General features: G+C 66.0%; 13 protein-coding genes and 3 pseudogenes. 5 read left to right on the top strand and 11 right to left on the bottom strand.

The window, feature by feature from the left end; translation table 11 throughout:
* Positions 1-385 precede the first annotated feature (385 nt).
* From AB0L21_RS17135 to AB0L21_RS17145, 3 genes are all read right to left on the bottom strand, one after another.
* Complete coding sequence (locus AB0L21_RS17135; RefSeq protein WP_365784789.1) at positions 386-688, bottom strand: helix-turn-helix domain-containing protein; 303 nt, start codon at positions 686-688, stop codon at positions 386-388.
* A 61-nt stretch (positions 689-749) separates the two neighbouring features.
* Positions 750-1,277: a hypothetical protein gene (locus tag AB0L21_RS17140; RefSeq protein ID WP_365784791.1), complete on the bottom strand. Its 528-nt coding sequence runs from the start codon at positions 1,275-1,277 to the stop codon at positions 750-752.
* A 312-nt stretch (positions 1,278-1,589) separates the two neighbouring features.
* Positions 1,590-1,943: a DUF1330 domain-containing protein gene (locus AB0L21_RS17145; protein WP_365784793.1), complete on the bottom strand. Its 354-nt coding sequence runs from the start codon at positions 1,941-1,943 to the stop codon at positions 1,590-1,592.
* 724 nt (positions 1,944-2,667) lie between these two features.
* On the opposite strand from AB0L21_RS17145, the gene AB0L21_RS17150 reads away from it, so the two are divergent.
* From AB0L21_RS17150 to AB0L21_RS17160, 3 genes are all read left to right on the top strand, one after another.
* Positions 2,668-2,823: a helix-turn-helix domain-containing protein gene (locus tag AB0L21_RS17150; RefSeq protein WP_365784795.1), complete on the top strand. Its 156-nt coding sequence runs from the start codon at positions 2,668-2,670 to the stop codon at positions 2,821-2,823.
* A 145-nt stretch (positions 2,824-2,968) separates the two neighbouring features.
* Positions 2,969-3,193, top strand: a complete 225-nt coding sequence (locus AB0L21_RS17155; RefSeq protein WP_365784797.1) for a hypothetical protein — start codon at positions 2,969-2,971, stop codon at positions 3,191-3,193.
* Between the two features lie 569 nt (positions 3,194-3,762).
* Complete coding sequence (locus tag AB0L21_RS17160; protein WP_365784799.1) at positions 3,763-4,470, top strand: response regulator transcription factor; 708 nt, start codon at positions 3,763-3,765, stop codon at positions 4,468-4,470.
* A 12-nt stretch (positions 4,471-4,482) separates the two neighbouring features.
* Here AB0L21_RS17160 and AB0L21_RS17165 read toward each other — a convergent pair whose 3' ends face one another.
* The 4 genes from AB0L21_RS17165 to AB0L21_RS17180 all read right to left on the bottom strand — a co-directional run bounded on the left by AB0L21_RS17165 (position 4,483) and on the right by AB0L21_RS17180 (position 12,907).
* Positions 4,483-7,581 carry an AAA family ATPase gene (locus AB0L21_RS17165; RefSeq protein ID WP_365784801.1) on the bottom strand — a complete coding sequence of 1,033 codons (3,099 nt, stop codon included), beginning with the start codon at positions 7,579-7,581 and terminating at the stop codon, positions 4,483-4,485.
* 942 nt (positions 7,582-8,523) lie between these two features.
* Positions 8,524-9,099: a SigE family RNA polymerase sigma factor gene (locus AB0L21_RS17170; RefSeq protein ID WP_365784803.1), complete on the bottom strand. Its 576-nt coding sequence runs from the start codon at positions 9,097-9,099 to the stop codon at positions 8,524-8,526.
* 794 nt (positions 9,100-9,893) lie between these two features.
* Positions 9,894-11,267, bottom strand: a complete 1,374-nt coding sequence (locus AB0L21_RS17175) for an RICIN domain-containing protein (protein ID WP_365784805.1) — start codon at positions 11,265-11,267, stop codon at positions 9,894-9,896.
* A 1,010-nt stretch (positions 11,268-12,277) separates the two neighbouring features.
* Positions 12,278-12,907, bottom strand: coding sequence for a hypothetical protein (locus AB0L21_RS17180; protein WP_365784807.1), 630 nt, complete (start codon positions 12,905-12,907; stop codon positions 12,278-12,280).
* 1,005 nt (positions 12,908-13,912) lie between these two features.
* On the opposite strand from AB0L21_RS17180, the gene AB0L21_RS17185 reads away from it, so the two are divergent.
* Positions 13,913-15,490, top strand: coding sequence for an ABC transporter substrate-binding protein (locus tag AB0L21_RS17185; RefSeq protein WP_365784809.1), 1,578 nt, complete (start codon positions 13,913-13,915; stop codon positions 15,488-15,490).
* Between the two features lie 302 nt (positions 15,491-15,792).
* Here the strand turns inward: AB0L21_RS17185 and AB0L21_RS17190 are convergent, their stop codons facing one another.
* From AB0L21_RS17190 to AB0L21_RS17205, 4 genes and pseudogenes are all read right to left on the bottom strand, one after another.
* A complete protein-coding gene (locus AB0L21_RS17190) occupies positions 15,793-16,431 on the bottom strand; it encodes a hypothetical protein (RefSeq protein WP_365784811.1) in 639 nt (212 codons plus the stop codon).
* 1,225 nt (positions 16,432-17,656) lie between these two features.
* A pseudogene (locus tag AB0L21_RS17195) lies at positions 17,657-17,851 on the bottom strand (IS701 family transposase); the annotation flags it as partial.
* A gap of 324 nt (positions 17,852-18,175) precedes the next feature.
* Positions 18,176-18,706 (bottom strand): annotated as a pseudogene (locus AB0L21_RS17200) (IS5 family transposase); the annotation flags it as partial.
* Positions 18,707-18,743: 37 nt separating this feature from the next.
* Positions 18,744-18,863, bottom strand: a pseudogene (locus tag AB0L21_RS17205) (transposase); the annotation flags it as partial.
* Between the two features lie 578 nt (positions 18,864-19,441).
* Between AB0L21_RS17205 and AB0L21_RS17210 the strand changes: the two are divergent.
* Complete coding sequence (locus tag AB0L21_RS17210) at positions 19,442-19,591, top strand: hypothetical protein (protein ID WP_365784813.1); 150 nt, start codon at positions 19,442-19,444, stop codon at positions 19,589-19,591.
* Positions 19,592-19,883: the final 292 nt, after the last annotated feature.

The following is a 19,883-nucleotide window of genomic DNA, read 5'->3' on the forward strand; positions in this document are numbered from 1 at the left end:
GGGCCCGATCAGGCCCATCGTCCGGGACGGCCTGCCCTTCTGGCCCCCGGGCCCGATCAGGCCCATCATCCCGAACAACCTGCCTTTCTTCCCCCCGGGCCCGATCAGGCCCATCATCCCGAACAACCTGCCTTTCTTCCCCCCGGGCCCGGTCCAGCCAGGCAATGGCGATGGCGGTGGCGGTAGCGGCGGCGGTAGCGGCGGCGGCTCATCCAGCTGAACTGACCAGCGCCGGGGTGGCCATCGTGGGAGACCGCGGTGCCATCCTGGCCGGGTCGTCGCAGGCAACTGTGCTGGGAGGCCGGTGCTCAGCGGCATGGTGCCCAGGCGCTCCCACAGCTCCTACCAACGCCCACTCTGCCGTCCCTTCCGCCGCTGCATGATGTCAGCGGTAGCGGCGGTCTGCCGGGCCTCCTCCATGGCTGCGGCGATTCCTCCCGACGCTTTTGGCAGACGGCGGCGGGTGAGCGGCCGACGACGGCCCGCGGAGGCGCGCACGCTGTTCCCCTGGCCCGATAACCCCACCGTGGCCATGCGCCCGTTGCACCGAGCGCACACTCACCCGTAAGTCCTTGGCTACCTCGACGTTGGAGGCACCCGCAGCGAATCGGTCCGCGGCCTCCAGCCGGATCCGCTCGCGAAACGCCTGCCGTTCAGGCGTCAGCCCACCACCCTGCGGATATCTCACACAACCGACATATCGCAACGATCACACGTCGTCAGCCCCCAATGACATCACGCCGCAAAGGTCAGTAACGGTGAGGGGTGGGCCGCAGGTGGTGCAGGTGCCGGTCCAGCGCCTCAGCAGGTCCTGGAGGGCATCCAGGACCTGATAGAGCGAGTTCGCGGTAGTCGTGCTCGATCCGCCAGCGCATCCCCGCCCACCGCACCAGGTCGGCGACTGGCGTGTCGGCGGGGAGATTGGTCATCCGGTAACCGGTTGGCTCATCGGGTTCTTCGGGCCGTTCGACCAGCAGCGTCCTCACGGGCAGCACGCCGTCCCAGCGACCGCGTCCGTCTGCTTGCTCCTGGGCGGTGCGGCTGGCTTCCTTCCCCGAGGGCCGCACTTGGATCACGGCGAAGTGCGAGGTCATCGTGCCTTTGCTGCCCTGTCGCCAGGTGACCTGCTCGAACACGGCGGTCTCTTCGACGAGGCCGGGCAGTGGCCGGGGCACCTCGCGGTATCGGGGCAGGGTCGGCGGTCCCAGGCCGCCGTAAGCGGGCTGATACGGCTCGGCGCCGGCAGGCCGTGCGATCTCCTTCGGGTCGATGGCCACGACATAGGACCAGCCGCGTTGTTCCAGCGCGAGCCGGAACGAGACGCTGCGGCCCGGCGTCCGCCACGATCACCGGCACCGCCAGACCCTGCGCGGCCGGCGGTCCGGCAGGCCCCAGAGCCACACGGGTCTTGGAGGCATGCACGACCTCGTCAGGTCGATCATGGGAGCTCGCTGGTGTCGGTCACTCCGCTCTATGCCTCGGCCGATCGTTCATTGAGGTCCAGAGTTGACCGCCGGTGTCCGTGCTTGTTGGTGTCAAACGTTGGTGTCACCAGAGACAAGCACCGTTGACAATGCCTGCGCAGCGTACTAGGCCTGTTCCCTGGTCGTCTCTGCCCTGAGTTTCACCGCCCGCTCACGCGGGTCGTAACCAACACCAACGCCCTCGACCAGCACGACGTCCCCATCGATGCGATCGGTCCGCAGCCGCAGGATCTCCTGATACGCGGGGGACGCGTACCAGGCGCGGGCCTCGGCTAGGCCGGGGAACTCAATCAGCACCATGCTGCCTGGCCAGCTCCCCTCCACCACCTCAGTCGGCGGGCCGTGGATCAGAAAGCGGCCGTGAAATGGATCTAGGGTGTCCTGGATGCGTTCCAAGTACTCAAGGACATCAGGGTGATGACGGCGATCACGTAGATGGGCAAAGCCGTATGCAGGCACGTCCCCTTCCCTTCGTTCGCTCCGGTACGACGACTTGAACGTAGCCGCGCGCCCCGCACGCCGCGATTACCTTCGAGGTAATCGCCGAACGGGCCGCTCAGACTCGACGCGGTCGCTCCCGAAATGACCCATAGCTGAACCCCTTCCCCAACCCACCACCTTCCCCAGCTCCCATCCCGTCCGCCGTCGACCCACACACCGTGGAGCGGGCGTGGTTCATGGCGTCCAGGTGGAGCGCGCCACTGTACGAACGACCTGGACGCCATGGGCCGCGTCTGCTCGGCTCTGCCTGGGTCGATGGCGTAAGGGATGGGAGCACCCCACGCACGCCACAACGGACCCGCGGGCGGCAACGGCGCCCCCTCCATCCCGGTGCCGGCCGATCCCCCGCCGGAGGCACTGTCTTGACCATGGCCCGCGCTATGCGGGTGATCGACTCATGGCCACCGGCCCTATCCACATGTGGGCGCGCGTCGGCGCAGCGTGCGCGGAGCGGGCCGAAGGCAGGAGCGCAGCGCGCAGCGGAGCCGGGAAGCGCGCCCGGCGCAGCGGAGCGCAGCCGGGGCTTGATGAGGTAGAGAAACCTGTAACAGCTCTCATGCCCCATGGCCTGTTCAGGATCACGAGATGCCTCTGAGCCCCTGCATCGGACGCCCCCGCGGGCACCCCCGAAGACGCTCGGGCCAAGGCCGTTCGACAGCTCGTGGAGCCAGGCAAAGAGCGTGTGCGCCTCGCAGCCGAGTTGGAGCGGCTGGACACCCATCTCCGTCCCCTGGTCCTCGACGCCATAAAGGCTGGCGTCCCCACCCGCCGCGTCGCCGAACTAACCGGGATCTCCCGCGCCACCGTGGCCCGCTGGGGCAAGAACGCGGAGCAGTGAAAGTCAGGCCGCACCCGTTGGCACCGGGCGCGGCCTCGTACGATTCGAAGGAGTCGGAGCCATGTCGAATCGATCCGCCCTCATCGTCGCAGAAGAGCTCTGCCCGACCTGTTCCGGGAGCTGCGTCACCATCGATGATGGTTCCGTGACCGGGAAGCCTGGAAAGTCTGTCCCCTGCTCCTGCTCCCTCGGCTCCCACCGCCCCCGTGAGGCGCCCGAGGGAGCCCACTACACCGTGAGCCTGCGGCTCTCCCTCGAACCCGCCGACTGCGCCTGTGGAGGCTCAGGCTGGCTGGACGGCGGCTTCTACGTCTGGGAGGGAGACGTTCACCTGGCGGCCGACGAGCGGTGCCCCCTGCACGCTTCCTGACGCGGCTCCGGCCGTTGGTGTCAGCTTGTGGTGTCAAAAGACCCTCGGTCCTAGTGGACCGGGGGTCTTCGTGCTGGTGGGGCTAACAGGATTTGAACCTGTGGCCTCATCCTTATCAGGGATCCCGGCCCGCTGCCGCCGCCTGTCGTCGTGCACCCATTCCTCGGGCAGGGTCTGTCCTCAGGAGACCTTGACCGCGAAGGCGGCAGGTTGAGGGCCATGCCGCTGGCGATCGTCCGGGACCTGCCGCGACGGCTGTACGGCAGGTGACGTGGGACCGCCGCCTGTCGCGGACGCACCCTGCCTGGCCGGCGCAGGGGAGTCTGGCGAGACGCGTCGGTCCCGGCGTCGCAGGGCGCCAGGTCGATGGCGCCGTTCTGCTGTCCCGAACGGGGAGAAAATCGTCGACTACGTCATTGCCGTACGCCGCCCTCGCAGTCGGCCCGGGAGATCTGCGTCATCTCACGTATGGACGGATCACCCTCCGCCGAGCAGGCTCTGTTTGGCGATCAAGGCCCTCCGTGCCTCGCTGCCCTTCCTGGAGTCCCGTACCGTCGCAGAGGCGTCTCATGGAACCGAATCCCCCATCCGGCATCCCGTTACGCGGCATGCGTGACCGCGCGCACACCACCACACCTGCTCGGGGTGACACGAGCGCAGAGCGGCCGCCTACAGTCGCCGTCCAGGCCAGCGATCCGATCACCCGTGAAGGGGTGATCGGTTACCTCCGTTCTCGTCCGCAGGTGGAGGTACTTGGTGCCGAGGAACAGACCAAGGCCGACGTGGTCGTCATCCTGACGAATGACGTGACCTCCGCGACACTCGCCGGGCTCAAGAGGGCTGCGTTGGAGACGACCAACCCGCAGATGCGCATCGTCCTGGTGGCCAACAGCATCACTGAGACACAGCTGACCGGCGCGATCGGCCATGGGCTGGTGAGTTTCCTGCCCCGCCGGCAGACTCAGATGCCGCACATCCTCTCCGCCGTGCTGAGCACCCGGGGCGGCCACGCCCATCTCCCGGCGACGCTGGTCCGCAATCTTGTGGAGTTGATCCGTGCCCTGCAGTCCTCAGAGGCCTCGGAGTTCGCCCTCACGGAACGCGAGATCGACGTTGTCAGGCTGCTTTCCGAGGGCTGGACCACGAAGCAGATAGCCGAGAAGCTCGGGTTCTCCGAGCGCACCATCAAGAATTCCATCCACGCCATGCTCACCAGGCTCGGGCTCCGTAATCGCGCCCAAGCTGTCGGCTATGGAGCCCGCCTCGGGATCCTTTGACCCGCCGTGCACCTACGTACCGTTCTTCTTGTAGTTCCGCAACGCATCGCGCAGCGCCGCGCGCGAGCGGACCCCCAGCTTGGGGAAGAGGTTGTACAGATGGGTACTCACGGTGCGCTGCGACAAGAAGAGCTCTGCAGCGATCTGCTTGTTGCTCATCCCGGTGGCGGCGAGATCCGCGATCTGGAGCTCGCGGGGGGTAAGCGCGGTCGTCCCCGCCCCTGAGACGGCGACGGAGGCGACGGCGGCCGCTTCCCATGCAGTGCGCGCCCGTACCGCCCAGGGCTGGGCGCCCAGCAGTTCCAGCACGTTCAGCGCGCAGCGGAGTTGCTCACGGGCGGCTTCCGCCTTTCCTCGGTCGAAAAGGCGTTGGCCGTAGCTCAGCCGGATACGTGCGCACTCGAAGGCGTATCGGTCGGCGTCCGGCAAGGCAAGTGCCTTCTCGAACAGGGCTTCCGCCTGATCGTCGGGGGCAGCAAGGGCTGCGGCACCGGCGACGAGGAAGGCGATCCGGGGTGAAAGTCCTTGGATGTCCGCCCGTTGGGCCGCGGCGACGTGGTCGCGGGCCTCCGCGGTTCTGCCGGTCATGACGGCTGCTTCGACCAGGTCCAGGACCGACCACAGCGCCCATGACACGTAGGCGGGGAACTCCCCAGGTGGGCTGATCTGAACACAGTGCCGGTAGGCGGTCTCGTAGTCCCCGGCTCCCAGTGACAGCAGGGCCCGGGTCTGATGTGCCATCACTTGACCTGTCACCACGCCCTTGGGCACGCACATCGCAAGGATCTTGTCAGTCAATGTGTTGACAGCCTTCGCGCGCCCTCGACCGGCCTCGATGAAGGCGAGTTGGTACCGGATACGGCAGCCGAGCAGCGCGTAGTCGAACTCCTCCGCTACTTCCAGGCACTCACAAAGCATGGTGTCCGCCTCGTCCCATTGACCGGTGTGGTAGGCGTCGAGGGCCAGCAGCAGGGTCGCAGCCGCCCAGCTGGCGAACGCGCCGCCGGTGCGCGCCAGATCCGCGGCGCGAGCGGCGTGCTGACGGTATCGGCTCAGGTCGTCGCAGAAGAGGGCGCTGCGGGCCATCTGCATGATCCGGCGCGGGTCCGTCTCCGCCGGGATGTCGTCGAAGGCCCGCCTGAGCCGCGCCGTCACTGTGTGGCCGCGGCGCACCGGATCGCTCAGGGCGTCGAAACTCAGCCGGACGAAGCTCGATGCCGGCCCGATCCGTTCGGCGACCTGTTCCCACAGCTCCGGTGTGCCGCCGTAGCACGAGGCTTCGATCAACGGGAAGAAGAGTTCGTCCGTCAGGTCATCGGTGGGGGCTCGTGGCGCTAGCCTGCCGGCCTCGTCGAGGATGTTGTCCAGGGCTTGCAGGAGCAGCCGATGAGCCGCCCGGACATCGCAGTCGCGGTGGATGAGCCGGAACGCTAGGGCGGACGCCGCCCGAGCGGCGTCCTCGGGACTCGCGTGCTCGCAGTAGCCGCCACTGTCCAGCACCTCGGCGGCGGCGTCCAGCTGACCCGCGTGGCTTGCAGCGAACGCGGCCATGGCGAGCCGGCGGGACCGGTCCTGGGGCTGGAGGCTGAGAGCGGAGGCGTGGCGCAGCGCGCTGACGGCAGCAGTCGCCGCGCCGCGCCGCACGGCCCGATGGGCGGCGTTCTCCAACTTCTGGGCCACGGTCTCGTCGGGTCCCAGTGAACCGGCGATCAGATGACCGATCTGGCGTTCCGGTTCGTGGTCGAGGACCGCGCCCAGGGTACGGTGTGCTGTGCGGCGCCGGTCGGGCGTTGCCAATTGCACGATCGCGGACCGCACCAGTGGGTGGCGGAATACCAGCCGGCCGTTCTCGGTGTCCATCCGTACGAGCGCGGCCCGCTCCGCGGGGACCACGGCGCAGTCTGCGACGGCGTCCTCGGGCAATGCCGACCAGATCGTCCGGATGCTTCCCGTGGTTTCGAAGGCGGCAAGCAGCAGGAGGTCCCGAGTGGTCTCCGGCAGGCTTCGGACCCGGTCGGAGTAGAGGGATTCCAGCCGGTCACTGAGGGTCAGCCAACCAGGCAGCTCCGCCTGGCCGGACAACTGCTCGGCGCTGAGCAACGCCGGCAGTTCCAACAGGGCCAGCGGGTTTCCGGCGGCTTCATCGAGGAGCCGCCGCCGTGCCGCCTGCGCCAGGCCGGGAAAGCGGCTGTCCAGCAGTTCTGCTGCCGGCCCGGCCCGAAGCGGTTCGATGCTGTACTCCAGGGAGTCCCTGTCGATGGACGTTTTCCACTCCGATCGCGCCGCGGCGAGGAATCCGATCGGCTTCGGCGCGAGACGCCGAACAACGAACGCGACGATGCGTGCGCTGACCTCGTCGATCCACTGGGCGTCGTCCACAACGAGCAGCAGGGGGCCGTTGTCGGCCAGGCCGTGGAGCAATTCCAGCACGGCCACCGAGATCACGAACTGCTCGGGTGCAGTACCTGGAGAGAGGCCGAGTGCGCGCTTGAGCACATCCCGCTGCCTGTACGGCAGTCGGTCGAACTCATCCTTCAGGCTGTACAACAGCTGGTGCAGGCCGGACAACGCAAGGGTGACCTCTGACTCCACCCCGGTGGCCCGCAACACGCGGAATCCCTTGGCCTGGGCGTTCACCGCAACCGCGTCGAGCAGCGCGGTCTTCCCGACGCCCGCACCCCCGCGCAGCAGAACCGACGCGGCTGAGCCGCCCCGTACCTGCTCGATCACTCCGTTCAACATGGCGAGCTCGGTGGCCCGGCCGATCAACTCGGCACAGTCCGTACGCGTCCGCTCCTCGTGTTGTGCGAAAACTGGCCCGCTCTCGCCCGCCCAGGGGCTATCTGGGTCACCCTTCATTCTCGGCCGGCTCCTGTGCTCTCTGTCCGGTGTCGTCGCAATCCGGCGCCCCCCCTGGGCGGCTCTCGAGCAACCGGTTGGATACGACCCTGTCCTCGGAGGGTGCCACGCTTTGTCCTCCGAGGATGCCACGTTGATTCGAGCTGGGGGAAGTCGGTTCGACACCGTACCGCCTGAAGAGTGTGGCGAACGGTAGTGGACCGCCACCAGCAGGACGCGCTCTGCCACCGGCAACCACCACGGACGCCCCATCCGCAGCCGTCACACCGCGTTCCAGCGCCGCCTTCCGCAGTCGTCCGAACTGCCCGGCCCACAACGATGAACCTGTCCACCCACATGCCCTCAGCCCTCAACACTTCAGCCCTTCGACAGGGATGCCACGTCCACCGTCTGGTGGCCGCGGCCCGCATGACACGGGAAACACGTCACACCGCCCCGCGCTCGCATCGCTGGTTAGTGGGCAACTGTCGGCACGCACCGGCATGCCAGCCGGTTCCGAGCGTGGGTGCGGTCGAAACGGGAAGCCGTGGCTGCCTGATTCTTCTTCCCGTGCCGCCATGGACCGTTCGACTGACCACGAGAACCGTACGCTGTCAGGCAAGCGGGTCCGTTCTGGACCCCCCTCCTGGACGGGCCCGCGCCTGCCTCTCCTGCGGCCCGGACCCAGCCGCAAGGACGTGCGGCTTCCGCCAGTCCTCGTCGCAACGAAGGCAGTGACCGGCCGGTGACCCGGTTGTGCCCGGGCGCGGTCCTGAGAGCGAGCTGCTCGAGGCAGCGGTGACGCCACTGACCCGCCGGGTGCCAGGTGTGTGGAACGTTGCATCGCTCCAGTGATTCCGCCGGCCGGCCCCACATCTCCGTCGTTTCGGCGCTCGTGATCTTTTATAGCGGCCAGGGCAGCGAATGCCCATCTCGGCGCTTCCGCTGGGACTGCCGGCGCCTGGACGTGACCGGCCCGTTGGCAGCATCCTTCGGGCGAGTAGATCCAACGGCATTCCCTCGTCACCCGCACCGACGCCCGGATGCGGGCCTGGCGGCGAACATCATCCAGTGCTGTGCCGGTCGCCTCACAGGACACGCGTGTCGCAGGTGGCTTGTCCGTCCAGCCAGCTTCACCGGTGTGTGACCTTGGGGGTCCGATGGCCGGCGGGCCGATCTGATGTACTGGGCTATACGGCGGGTCGTCTAGGCCCATCATCGGCGAGACGGCCTCCTCAGATGGCGCTCGTCCTCAGTGGGGACGTTCACTTCTTGGCCAGATGCGGCCTGTGGCTCCTTGTCCAAGAGCGTCTTACGCAAGGCCCGGACCGCTCGGGAGGCCTGACTTTTGACCGTTCCAGGACTGCAGCCGAGCACCTCTGCCGTGTCCTCCACGGACATGTCTTCGAAGTACCGGAGAACGATCACCGCCCGTTGCCGTTTGGGTAACTGACGCATCGCCTGTGCCAAGGCGTGATCCGAATGCAAAGCACTGAACGCGTCTGATCCGGTTGCCGCCGTGTCGGGCAGTTCTCCGTATGGGATCTCACCACGCCACCGCCGCTGCCACCAGCTGGCGTGCGTATGAACGATCGTCTTGCGCACATATGCCTCCGAATGTTCGCCGGAGATGCGGGGCCACTTGGGCCAAACCTTGGCGAGGGCCGTCTGGAGCAGGTCTTCGGCCAAGTGCGCGTCACCGGTGAGCAGCCAGGCAAATCGCAACAGGCGCGGACTGCACGCGTTGACGAACTCCTCGAAGTCCGCTGCCGCTGTGTCCTTCACGTTCATTGCAACTCCCCTTGCGGCATGACGTTTCGTCGACGGTGGACGGGTCTGGACCACGGCCATCGCCATGTGCGAGGGAGGCTGTGGCCGATCGCCCACGGCGCTGTGATCAGTTGCTCTCGTACCGGATGCAAGCCTGCTTGCCCGAGCCCTTGCCTCTGGCCGACACCGGTACCCGCGGCGGGCGTACGGCTGACCAGCTGCCGACGGGCACGGTGGCATCCCGGTCCTGGCGCCGCGGCCCGCCAGCAGTCGCGTCGTCACGCAGCTGCAGGCCCCGCTTGCAATGATCCCTTCCGGAACCGGGGCACCATCGGCCAACCGCGCCACGGCCGGGACGCCTTGTCTCAACGGCGGTTGCGCAACCGCTGCGGTCGACTCCGTGCCGCAGCTGTGGCCTCGACGCGTGTACCGAGTAGGGCCGGGTCATCAGGCCCGACATGCGGTGACGAGCGGCCCCACTCGCGGAAAACCAATACATCGGACACATGCCTACGCTACGGACAACGAGTGTCTGGGTGCACTCGGTGGCTCGGCTGGGGTGAGTACCACATCTAGAGCCTGGGTTGCATGGCGCCCGGCAGTCCCAATGATGTCGCCTCTGCCGCGCTGTTACAACCGCCACGAGGTCCGTCGGAGCCCGCAGCCGCCACCATCCGCCTTCCGTCATCACCGACCACGACAGGAGCTTGCCGTTCGGCCTCCGCTCACCAATTGAAGCGGTTATACCTGAACTGATCCGCGTTGCCGGCGTCCGCGTTCTCGAGGGTCACCCGGCGGAGCCGATCCTCATCGGCTCAGCTCTTGCTCCACTTCTGATTGTCCGTTCCCGCGCAGTCCCATAGCTGCAGAGCAGTACCGTCAGATGTTCCGTTGTCCCTTACGTCGACACACTTGTCGGGCGAGACGGCGACCAGATCGTGAGCGGCATTCAGCCTGAACTGTTGTGCCCAGCCGCCGTTGCAGTCGGCCAATTGGATCGTGGCACCATTGAAGGTGCCGGCTCCGGCGAGATCCATACATTTGCCCATGGCCCGGACAGTCCCGTCGGACATGAACTGCCATTTCTGCGCGGAGGACCCGTTGCAACTCCAAATCTGAAGGGGCGAGCCATCCCTGCTCTGCCATCCGCTGACGGTGATGCACCGATGCGAGGCGTGGCTGGACACCATAACGGCCGCGACAGAGGGGCCGGTTGAATGCCCTGATGAAACGGTGGTGTGTCCGGAAGCTGGCGGTCGCGTGGCCGTGTCGCCGGACAGCGGGGACACCTGGTCCGCGTCGTCGTTGTGGCTTCCGTCCTTGCCCTCACGCGGCGCACCGTCCGCCTTCGGCGAAGAGCCTTCCGAGGCTTCCGAGCCGTCGGGGCCGCCATCAGTGCCTCGCCGTCCGGTTTCACTGTGCTTCTCAGCATCTTTCGCCCCGGAACGGACACGGCGCGACTCGGGAGCGGCCGAGGCGACGCCGGCCCCGTCACCGCCGTAAGCCCCTCCGCTCAAAATGGTGCCCTCGGTGGGTGCCGAGGCCGCCTTCGGCGCATCGCCGTCGGTACTGACCAGGAAAGGCACGGTGAGCAGAGCGACACCGGCAATCGCGGCGCCCGCGAGCAGACTCCTACGCACCCGGCCCGTGTCATCGGGTGCCTGTCCAGGCAAACCGTCGGTTTCATCGATGACTGCGTTGACGCCCGTTGCGGCTTGTGTAGCGGCGTCCCCCGCTGAGGCGGCGGCCGTCTGTGCCTCGTGATCAGCGCCGGACTCAGCCGCGGTGGTCGTCCTGTTGCGCCGGAACCCGATCGTGAACGAACGCATGCCGCGGCGCTCGGACCCCCCTGCGTCAGCAGCAGTGCCGGGGCCCTCATCGGGACTGTGCTCGTCGTCGGCGGCTTGCTCGTCAGTACCTGTTTCCGTTTCAGCCCCTCCACGACTTGCCGTGTCGGCTTCCGGCTGGTATGCGCCGGCGCTGGCGGAGTGCTCGGCGCGGCCGATTGCGGAGGAAGACTCGGAGCGCGGCTGACCGTCGGACGTCAGCGCTGACGCGACACCCGCGCGAACGGGGGAACGCTTTGCAGTTCCTTCGTCGGCCGACACCGAAAGTGCGCCGTCCTGGACCGGGTTGGCTGTCTCGCGCGCGTCTTCGGGCGACGTGGCGGAGGACGTGTCCGCTGACATCCATGCTCCTTACGTGAACTTGTCGACTCGGTGAGTGCCATCTGGCAGTCGGTGTCAGTTGCAACCGGGCGGTTGGGCGTTCAACTCGGGGGTTCCCCCAGGTGCCAACGAACCTCGAAAGCCAGGCCCGATCCCCTGTTCGGTCGCACGAGCGACTGCAGCGCGCAACGAAGACAGCACTGCTGACGCTGCGCTTCCCTACGGTATCGCCCGTCGGGTAACGCTTCTTTGCCCACACCGATTCACAACTGAAGCCTTGTGTGGTGGGCATTGTGCCACGTCCGTTTGACGTGTCGCGTGCGGATCGACTGGAAGCCGGAAGGGCCATCATCGGCATCGGACGTCCTGCTTCGCCATGCAACTGCGCCCGCCGGGGGAGCGGCGCCATCCAGACGGGGGGACTTCGCTGAACCTCTCGCGCGGCCGTCAGGGCGCTGCTGCAAGATCCTGGCCTGCCGCGATCGCCTTGCCGGAGGTGCCTGCCCTCACGGCAGGTCGGCGATGTGGAAAGTCCCGGCTGGTGAGGGGAGGATCACGCAGCCGGGACTCGACGAGGAGACAAGGCCTCGACCTTATCTGGACAAACCAACTTATCGGTGTGGCGCCATGAGAGGCGTGGCATCACACCACACATCGGATCCGTTGACACCTAGGTCACGGTAGCAAGCTCCACTACACGCTCACACAGCGATCTCGACAACAACAGATCCAGCCGGTCCCGCAACTCGTCCGATGCTTCGGTTACCTCCACATCCGTGCCGGCCCAAGGCCCGGTCCCGCATCCAGAAGCGGATCGCGCCACTAGCGGTGTGGGCAGTCCCGTCTCTCAGCGGGTAGGGATGTGGCCACGACCAGCACCGTCACAAGCGCAAGAAGAACCTGACGATGCACTACGAGCCGTCGGCGGAGTCGTAAGCGGCACCGGGCGGCTCGGATGTCGATCGGTATGCGTCCGCTACCGGCGTTCGTGCGGTCAACCGACCCTGCCCCAGGTCCGCGGCGAGCAGCGCTCACTCTTCGGCAGTCACCGCACGGACCGCTGCGACTCTCGCTGAGTAACAGGCCGACGCCCCGGACTCCGGAGGCATGCTTGCCGGCTCGGCGTCAAGGGAGAGTTCGTCCGCAGCCCGTTCATGCAGGGAGGATTCGGAGGCGGCGGCCTCAGATGTCCTTCGATAGATCCCCTCGGGATCCTTGTAGGCTACTGAACTGAAGTCCGGGAAGTCCATGTTCGCCAGTTCCATGTTGACTTGGATGTCCAGCACCGTCTCAGGAACCGCACGGAACTGCCGTCCGAATTCGGTTTCGTACTCCCATTGCTGCTCGTCATCGCATTCTTCCCGGGTCAGGGTGGTCGCGACCACCAAGGCGTGGTGGTCGGTCTCCATAGTGATCTGGTCAGCGAGGAACACAACGGCCACAGCGGGTATCTCGCCGGTTGCAACGGCGACAAGCACGGTGTCCGTGTCCGCGTTCTCCCAGCGAGGGTCATCAACGAAGACAGGGACGCCTCCCTCGTCCTCTTCCGGGGGCGTGAGCATCCGCTTCACGGCCTCCCACGTGAGGTCGTCACCGAAGTGAGTCCTCACGATCACCGGGTCGAACTCCAGGCGTGCGTTCGAGTCCGTTGCAAGCGTCACAGCAGGGCTCCTTCGGTAGGTAGACGTCCGGTGCGGGCAGTGTGCACTGGGCATGGGACATGGACGCAAAGGCGCCGGGGGTTTCCGGTTCCGCCTCTTGCCGGATCTTGCGCCTCCGCGATTGGCCGTCTCGGGCCCGCCGTAAGCCACCCGTAGACTCAGCGAAGGGCAGGACGGCAGTGCATGTCACCAGCCCTGTGGCTGCTGATCGTGGCTGGTGAGAGGCGTCTGTGTCCGGCAGTGTCTGCTTCGGTCACAGTGCTTGCTAAGCGCTCACACCACCAAGCACACGCTACGGGCCTTCGATCTGGAACTTCGACGGTCTACTTGGCGGAGCATACAGCGGGCTGTGACAACACACCACAGCCTCTTCGCGCAAGAAGTGGCTGGCCATGGCCATCGGTACGGTGGGATGCTGGCCGGCTATCCGCTCGCAGTGGCGCGGGCGCCGGCTTTCCCGCGCTCACGCCAGTGGCGTCGCCCGAGCCGTTGAGTGGAGCCGACGTGCCTGAACACGGTTCGGACTAGCCAATCTAGCGAGAAGGCAACGAGCGCACCCGCCCAACTGTGGTCGGTCGTCGGGACGTTGCTGGTGGACCGGCTCTCCGCCTTGAACAACGCACGAGTGCGGGATGCGCCAGCAGCCGTGGTAGCTTGCAGGTGCCGTGCGGGGGTCGGGGATTCAGGATGCCAGCCCGGGCAGGTGGCGTCCACCTTGGCACCCGAGATCTGTGCGCTCCTCCAGTTGCTCCTGTCGGCCAAGTCCCCGATGCCCTGATCGGCTGCCTCGGAGACAGCACTCACACTGCGGCGAAGCCCAGAAGGCGGCCGGGGGTGTGATGACGCTCGCCCACTAACTGACCTGATACCGCTTGTTTCACATCGATTCGCTTGACTTCGTCCTTTCGGTTGGACATCGTTGTCGGCGGCAGATTTACCGTAGGTCGCCGATACTCGACCCACCGAATCACACTGACTGGCAACCTCGAAGATGAGGCATTTACAGTGAAGTTGCGTCTCCAGTGGTCAGTCCTGCCTTTCCTCGTAGGGGCCGCCTCCGTTCTGGTGACCGGATGCGGGGTTTGGCCCGATGGTGGCAGCTCCGATTCACGTATAGTCGTCGGGATGTCCGATTCTGTCCTGGCTACAGACCCTGCCTCAGGCTATGACCCAGGTTCATGGCTCTTGTTCAATAACGTCTTCCAATCCCTGCTGAGCTTCCCCCAGGGACGAACAGAGCCACAGCCAGAGGCCGCCGAGCGATGCTCGTTCACGGACAAGCATGCCAAGGTCTACCGCTGCACCCTCAGGGACGGCCTGAAGTTCAGCAACGGCGACCCTCTCACGGCCGAGGACGTCAAGTTCTCCTTCGACCGAATGCTGAGGATCGACGACCCGGCAGGCCCTGCGGTGATGTTCCGTTCTCTGGACAGGGTCGAGACGCCGGACATAAAGACTGTAATTTTCTACCTGAACGACCCCGACGCCACCTTCCCCAGCAAGATAGCCTCCGGCGCCGGTTCCATCGTAGACCGTCGCCAGTACGACATGAGTGGGCTGCGTGACGATGGCCGGGCGGTTGGATCCGGCCCCTACGTTCTGGAGTCATTCGGCAAGGATGAGGCCGTCTTCTCGGTCAACAAGAACTACAAGGGTCATGCCAAGGTAAGGAACTCTGGCATTACATTAAAGTTCTTCAGCGCCGGTCGAACAGCATTGAAACAGGCCGTGATCGATGGCAGGGTCGACATCGCCTACCGCGGCCTACTCGCAGGTGACATCGCCCGCATCGGCCGTCTGCGCAGCGGCCAGGACATCAAGGTCGTCGAGGGCGACAGCGCCGAAGTTCAGCACCTGGTCTTCAATATGAACGACCCGGTGGCCGGAAAGCTCGGCGTACGGAGGGCCATCGCCTACCTGCTTGACCGGGACGCCCTCATCAGGCAGGTGTTCCAGGACACAGCGGTACCGCTCTATTCGATCGTTCCGGCCGGCATCGGCGGCCACAACACCGCCTTCTTCGATACTTACGGGGGTCGGCCGTCGAAGGACAAGGCCGCCGCCGCGCTCCGCGCCGAGGGCATACAGGCTAAGGTCAGATTGACGCTCTGGTCGACCCCTTCCCGCTACGGCCCGGCCACCGACCAGGAGATGCGGGCGATCGCCGCTCAACTCAACGCGAGCGGCCTGTTTCAGGCCGATACAAAGTCCGTCCCCTTCGATCGCTACGAGAAGGAGGTGGCTGCGGGCAAATACGGCGTATACGTCAAGGGCTGGGTGCCGGACTACCCCGACGCCGACAACTTCACGGTGCCCTTCTTCGCCAAGGAAAATGTACTCGGCAATCATTACTCAAATTCCGTCATCACCGACACGCTGATTCCGATCACTTCCACTCAGAGCAATCGCAGAGCCGCGGACCGTGAGTTCGCCCAGATCCAGGACATCGTGGCCGAGCAACTACCCGTTCTTCCTGTGTGGCAGGGGAAGCAGTACGCAGTCGTGCGTAAGAGTGTCCACGGCGTGGAATACTGCCTGGATTCCTCGACTGTGTTTCGGTTCTGGGAGCTCAGCAAGTATTGAGCGAAGAGGCATGGACCACTGTCGCCCGAGTGCCCGACAGCCGAGCATGTGTGGGCCCCGCCACCCACTGCCTTCCTGACACGAAATGCAAGCAGTCACACGGCACACCGGCGAGTGGCACGGCGCATGAGTTAGCGTTAAGGCAATTCCTGAACCGGCCTGCCGACGACGGCGATGACGCCGTCGCCGGCAGGGCCACTAGTTCCCACTGCGGGCTGGCCAAGGTTAGCTTTGGCCAGGTGACATGGCCAAAGCGAGTTCAAGCCATCCGAGTTGTGCTGTCGGGCGCATGGCCACTACCTTCACTCGGCGGGCGCCTGATACAGTCCCCTGCCAGCCCGTCGTGCCCGAGAGGTCGCAACGAGTCGGTCAAGGGTGCTTCGTACCGCGTTGATACTGCCCGCACTCTCGTCGCGCCCAAGAGCCTCAGCAACATCCCTCGCACGCAGCGCGATGTCAGGGTTGCGGGCCAGAACAGCAATGACCTGCTCTGTGAAACGGCTGCCGCGGGAGACGCCCTTAGAGAGCGCAGTAAGCGACGGGCCTACGTGTCGATCCGAGTTCGTCGCCTTCTCCTCTGGCGCCACCGGATCGCCCGAAGGCTGCACATGCGCGCTCTCCGTCGCCGTTAGGGTCTCTGCCGGCTGAACAGACGCGGCCGGAGCGGGCTGCGGCGCGTCCGGTTCCTTCGCATTGGGGGATGTCCTCTGGTCTTCTTCTCCGGAGCTCGGCCGCGGAACCACAGCGGGCGGCACAGAGCGCAGTGCAGCCAGTGCTCCACGGATGGACTCGATGTTGCCTGAGACCAGAGCAAGCTCCGCCTGGATCGATTGCTGCTGGCTTTGAAGCACTTTTTGGTGTTCTTCGAGTTGAGCCAGCTCCGACTGAAGCAACGCCATCGCCGACCCGATACTGCTCGCCACCGAAGCTGGCGCTGACATGTGCGCTCCCTGCTCTTGTGTAACCGATGAGGCGGGGGTGAGCTGTGCGCAGCGACTGCCGCGCGTGCACAGGACACCCGTCATACCTCTTTTCCAGCCATGAGCATACGACGATCCCACCTCGCCGATAACAGTGTGAGCCATCGCGACAGTCCAGGCATCCGTGCTTCGCTGCAACGGTGCGGCAAGCGGGAAGCCAACTTGCGGGCACAGACGGGGCATCCCGCGATCCTGGGCGTGGTGCCCGCCTGTGGCTCGTCGTCCGTGTGGGGAGGAGCGGATCGGCGCGGCACCCCTCCGCAGCGGCGATTGGTCCTGTGACGTGCAGGTTCGCCCCAGGGTGCCAGTGGACGGGGCCTGATTGGCTAGCTCGGCAATCAGGTTGACCATCGAATATCCAGCCCAAGGAAGGGGTTCCGTAACCCGACCGTTACCTTCTTTGCGGGCTGGCAACGGGACTCCGGACTTCTCCAGTCGGTAGGTCTGGCCCCCGGTCGAACACATGAACCCGGACTACAGGTTGCCTGCTTCCCCGGCCTCCTGACGGTCGTGATCACCGCCCAACGGGATATCCGACTTGCTCACCCGGTTCACGCTCTCTCGTCACCCGGATCGCCGGCACAACTCGTCCATAAGGTGCCGTCTGGGCCGCGGCGGAAGAAGCATCACGACAAGTTGGCCAAGTTGGCCTACAGATTACGAGGGCCGGCCAGCCCACTGCCCACACTGTCCCGGATCCGTCTGCAATCACGTCATTCATGAACTCATACTGAGGTCCAGGCAGCTGACGCCAAGTATGGCCATCCCAGAGCGCGGCGCTCCTGGATGGCACCTGCCCGTCGACGTTGGTCTGGAACTCCCCACCGAACTGACCTCGTCCAGTTGGGGCAGTTCGATCGCTGACATGAGTGCCGTTCCTGGAACGCCCGCAGTTTTTGCGGTGGGCAACGCCGCGTGCGAGAGCATGACGGGGAACTGCGGTCTGATCGTGTCTCGGGGTTTGCGTTGATCGTCAGCGGGTGACCCGGAGGGTGAGACCTATGAGTGGGGCTCACGGCGTCTGATGTGGGCCCTGCTTACAGGTTTCCACGCTGTGGTCGCTCGGCCGGCCATTGTCGGCATGCCTTGCAATCAGTTGCGCATGTCGGCCTAGTAGTGCCAGTCGGGGGGGCGGCCACAGGTTGTGCAGGTGCTGTCGTACACCTCAGCAAATCCTGGAGCACTTTCACGACCTGGTAGAGGGTCGGGCTGGTATCTGTGGTTCTGGGTCGAGCGGTCGCAGGGTGAGGAAGGCCTGGGCGGCGATGACGAGGGTGACGTGGTGGTGCCGGCCGCGCCAGGTACGGCCTTCGAAGCGGTCCAGGCCCAGGCCGTGCTTGAGTTCTCGGTAGTCGCACTCGATCCGCCAGCGCATCTCCGCACACCGCGCCAGGTCGGCGACCGGGGTGGTGGCAGGCAGGTCGGTCATCCAGTAACCGGTCGGCCCGTCGGCTTCTTCAGGCTGTTCGACCAGCAGCGTCCGCAGCGGCAGCACACCGTCCCACCGGCTGCGTCCACCGGACTGTTCCTGGGCGATGCGACAGGCTTCCTTGCCCGACGGCCTGATCTGATCGGCGAAGTGCGAGGTCGTCGTGCCGCCAGACCCCGCACTTCTCGGCGCGGCGGCGACTCGCGGCGCGGTTCCGGAGGCACCGGTCACTAGGGGGCGGGCGTCTTGCTGATCATGTGTCGAGCAGATGAGTGTGCTGGCCAGGATGATCGCGGCGCGGTAGCGGGCGGGTTGCTTGTCGTAGCGGTTGGCGATGCCCCGCCACTGCTTGAGGTGGTGGAAGCAGCGTTCGACGACGTTGCGGCGCCGGTAGACGGACCTTTGGAAGCCGCACCGGCGTTCGCCGCGCCGTGCCCTGCCCGTGAGCTGGTCGACGCGTTCGGAGATGGTCGCCCTGATTCCCCGCTTGCGCAGGTAGGCGCGGAAGGAGCGGGCCGAGTAGCCCTTGCCGGCCACGACCCGTTCGGGCCGTCGACGGGGGCGTCCCGGCCCGGGCCGGACGACGCGGATGGCGTCGATGACGGCTTCGGCCTGGGCGCAGTCGTTGCGGGTGCCCGCCGTGACAGTGACGGCCAGTGGTCGGCCGGGTCCGTCGCAGGCCAGGTAGATCTTGCTGGTCAGCCCGCCGCCAGATCGGTCCCGGTCCTCGTTCCTCGAGGCCCCTTTGGCGGCCGTGTGCTGATGAGCCCTGACGATCGTGGAGTCCAGCGCGACCAGCCAGACCACTCGGCCCGTGTCCGGCCGTGGCCAGGAGCCGGTCGAAGGTGCCGTCGGCGGCCCAGCGGGCGAACCGCCCGTGCACCGTCTGCCAGGGCCCGAACCGTTCCGGCAGGTCCCTCCAGGGCACACCGGTACGGAACCTGAACACGATGCCTTCCAGCATTCATCTCGGCAGGACGTGGCAAACAGTGGTGCTTCCGGTCCACGACCAGGTCCGCAGTACGCTGCGAGCCGCGGTCCCCCGGCAGAAGATGCCCTGAGTGACGAGTCGATGGGCGCGGTCCTCGCCGGCCCGCTCGTACTCGCGGCACGAGTATGTGCGAGTCTCAACAGTGCAGCTCCGCCGGTCAGCGATTCGGGACTGCAGTCGACTACCGAGCGGTGGAATTGAGGTCGGTGTTCGTCACGCGCCGGGTTGGGGTGGTTCCCTGCTCATCCGGCGTCACCGACGCAAGGGGCAACGTTCGCTTCCCTAGCGGCCCTGCTACGAGTGGACACGTACCCATGCCGAACGCTCGCCGCTAGCGTTTGCGTGGCGGTTGAACATCGCATTCCGGGGCCGTGCCTCGGAAATGAGCGTTCGGCAGGCAGAACGCGCACTCTGCTGCGGCCAGTTCTCTTGAGCGGGGTGCCAGGAGCTCATCCATACAGATCCTGATGCGGTTCAGCAGCTGGAAATCACGGGCGATTCAAATCAAAGCCCGGAACCGATTGCGGTACACAACTCCGAAGGAGAAGAAAATGAAGTCCTACATGAGGAAGGCCCGTATGGGCGCCGTTGCGCTGGTCATCAGTACTTTCGTCTCGGGAGCGTTCGCCCTGACCTCTGGCACGGCGCACGCCGCCGACAACGCCACCTACACGGTCAAGTGCCGTTACTACTGTGTGTAGTTGAGGCCCATCAAAGCCTCCTGACCGTCCGGCAGCCGCCTGCTGAACCATCGGGCGTCCCGGGCCAGCGGTGCCCAGAGCAGGACGCCCGGCCTCCTCGCAGTGCAGTAGGTATGGACTGCATCCCTTTGCGGCCTGGCGTAGTCCAGCACGAGGTGGAATCGCACCGACGTTTCGAGCGGTAACCGTCCGGAATGGTGCGGCCGGCGTAAGGACGTCGGCCGCACCATCAAAGGTGCTTGGACGGTTCAGACAGGATGTTTCCGCAGGTTTCGGGGCGTCGGTGGCTGCC

The organism is Streptomyces sp. NPDC052721 (assembly GCF_040678315.1).
Classification (GTDB): Bacteria; Actinomycetota; Actinomycetes; order Streptomycetales; family Streptomycetaceae; genus Streptomyces.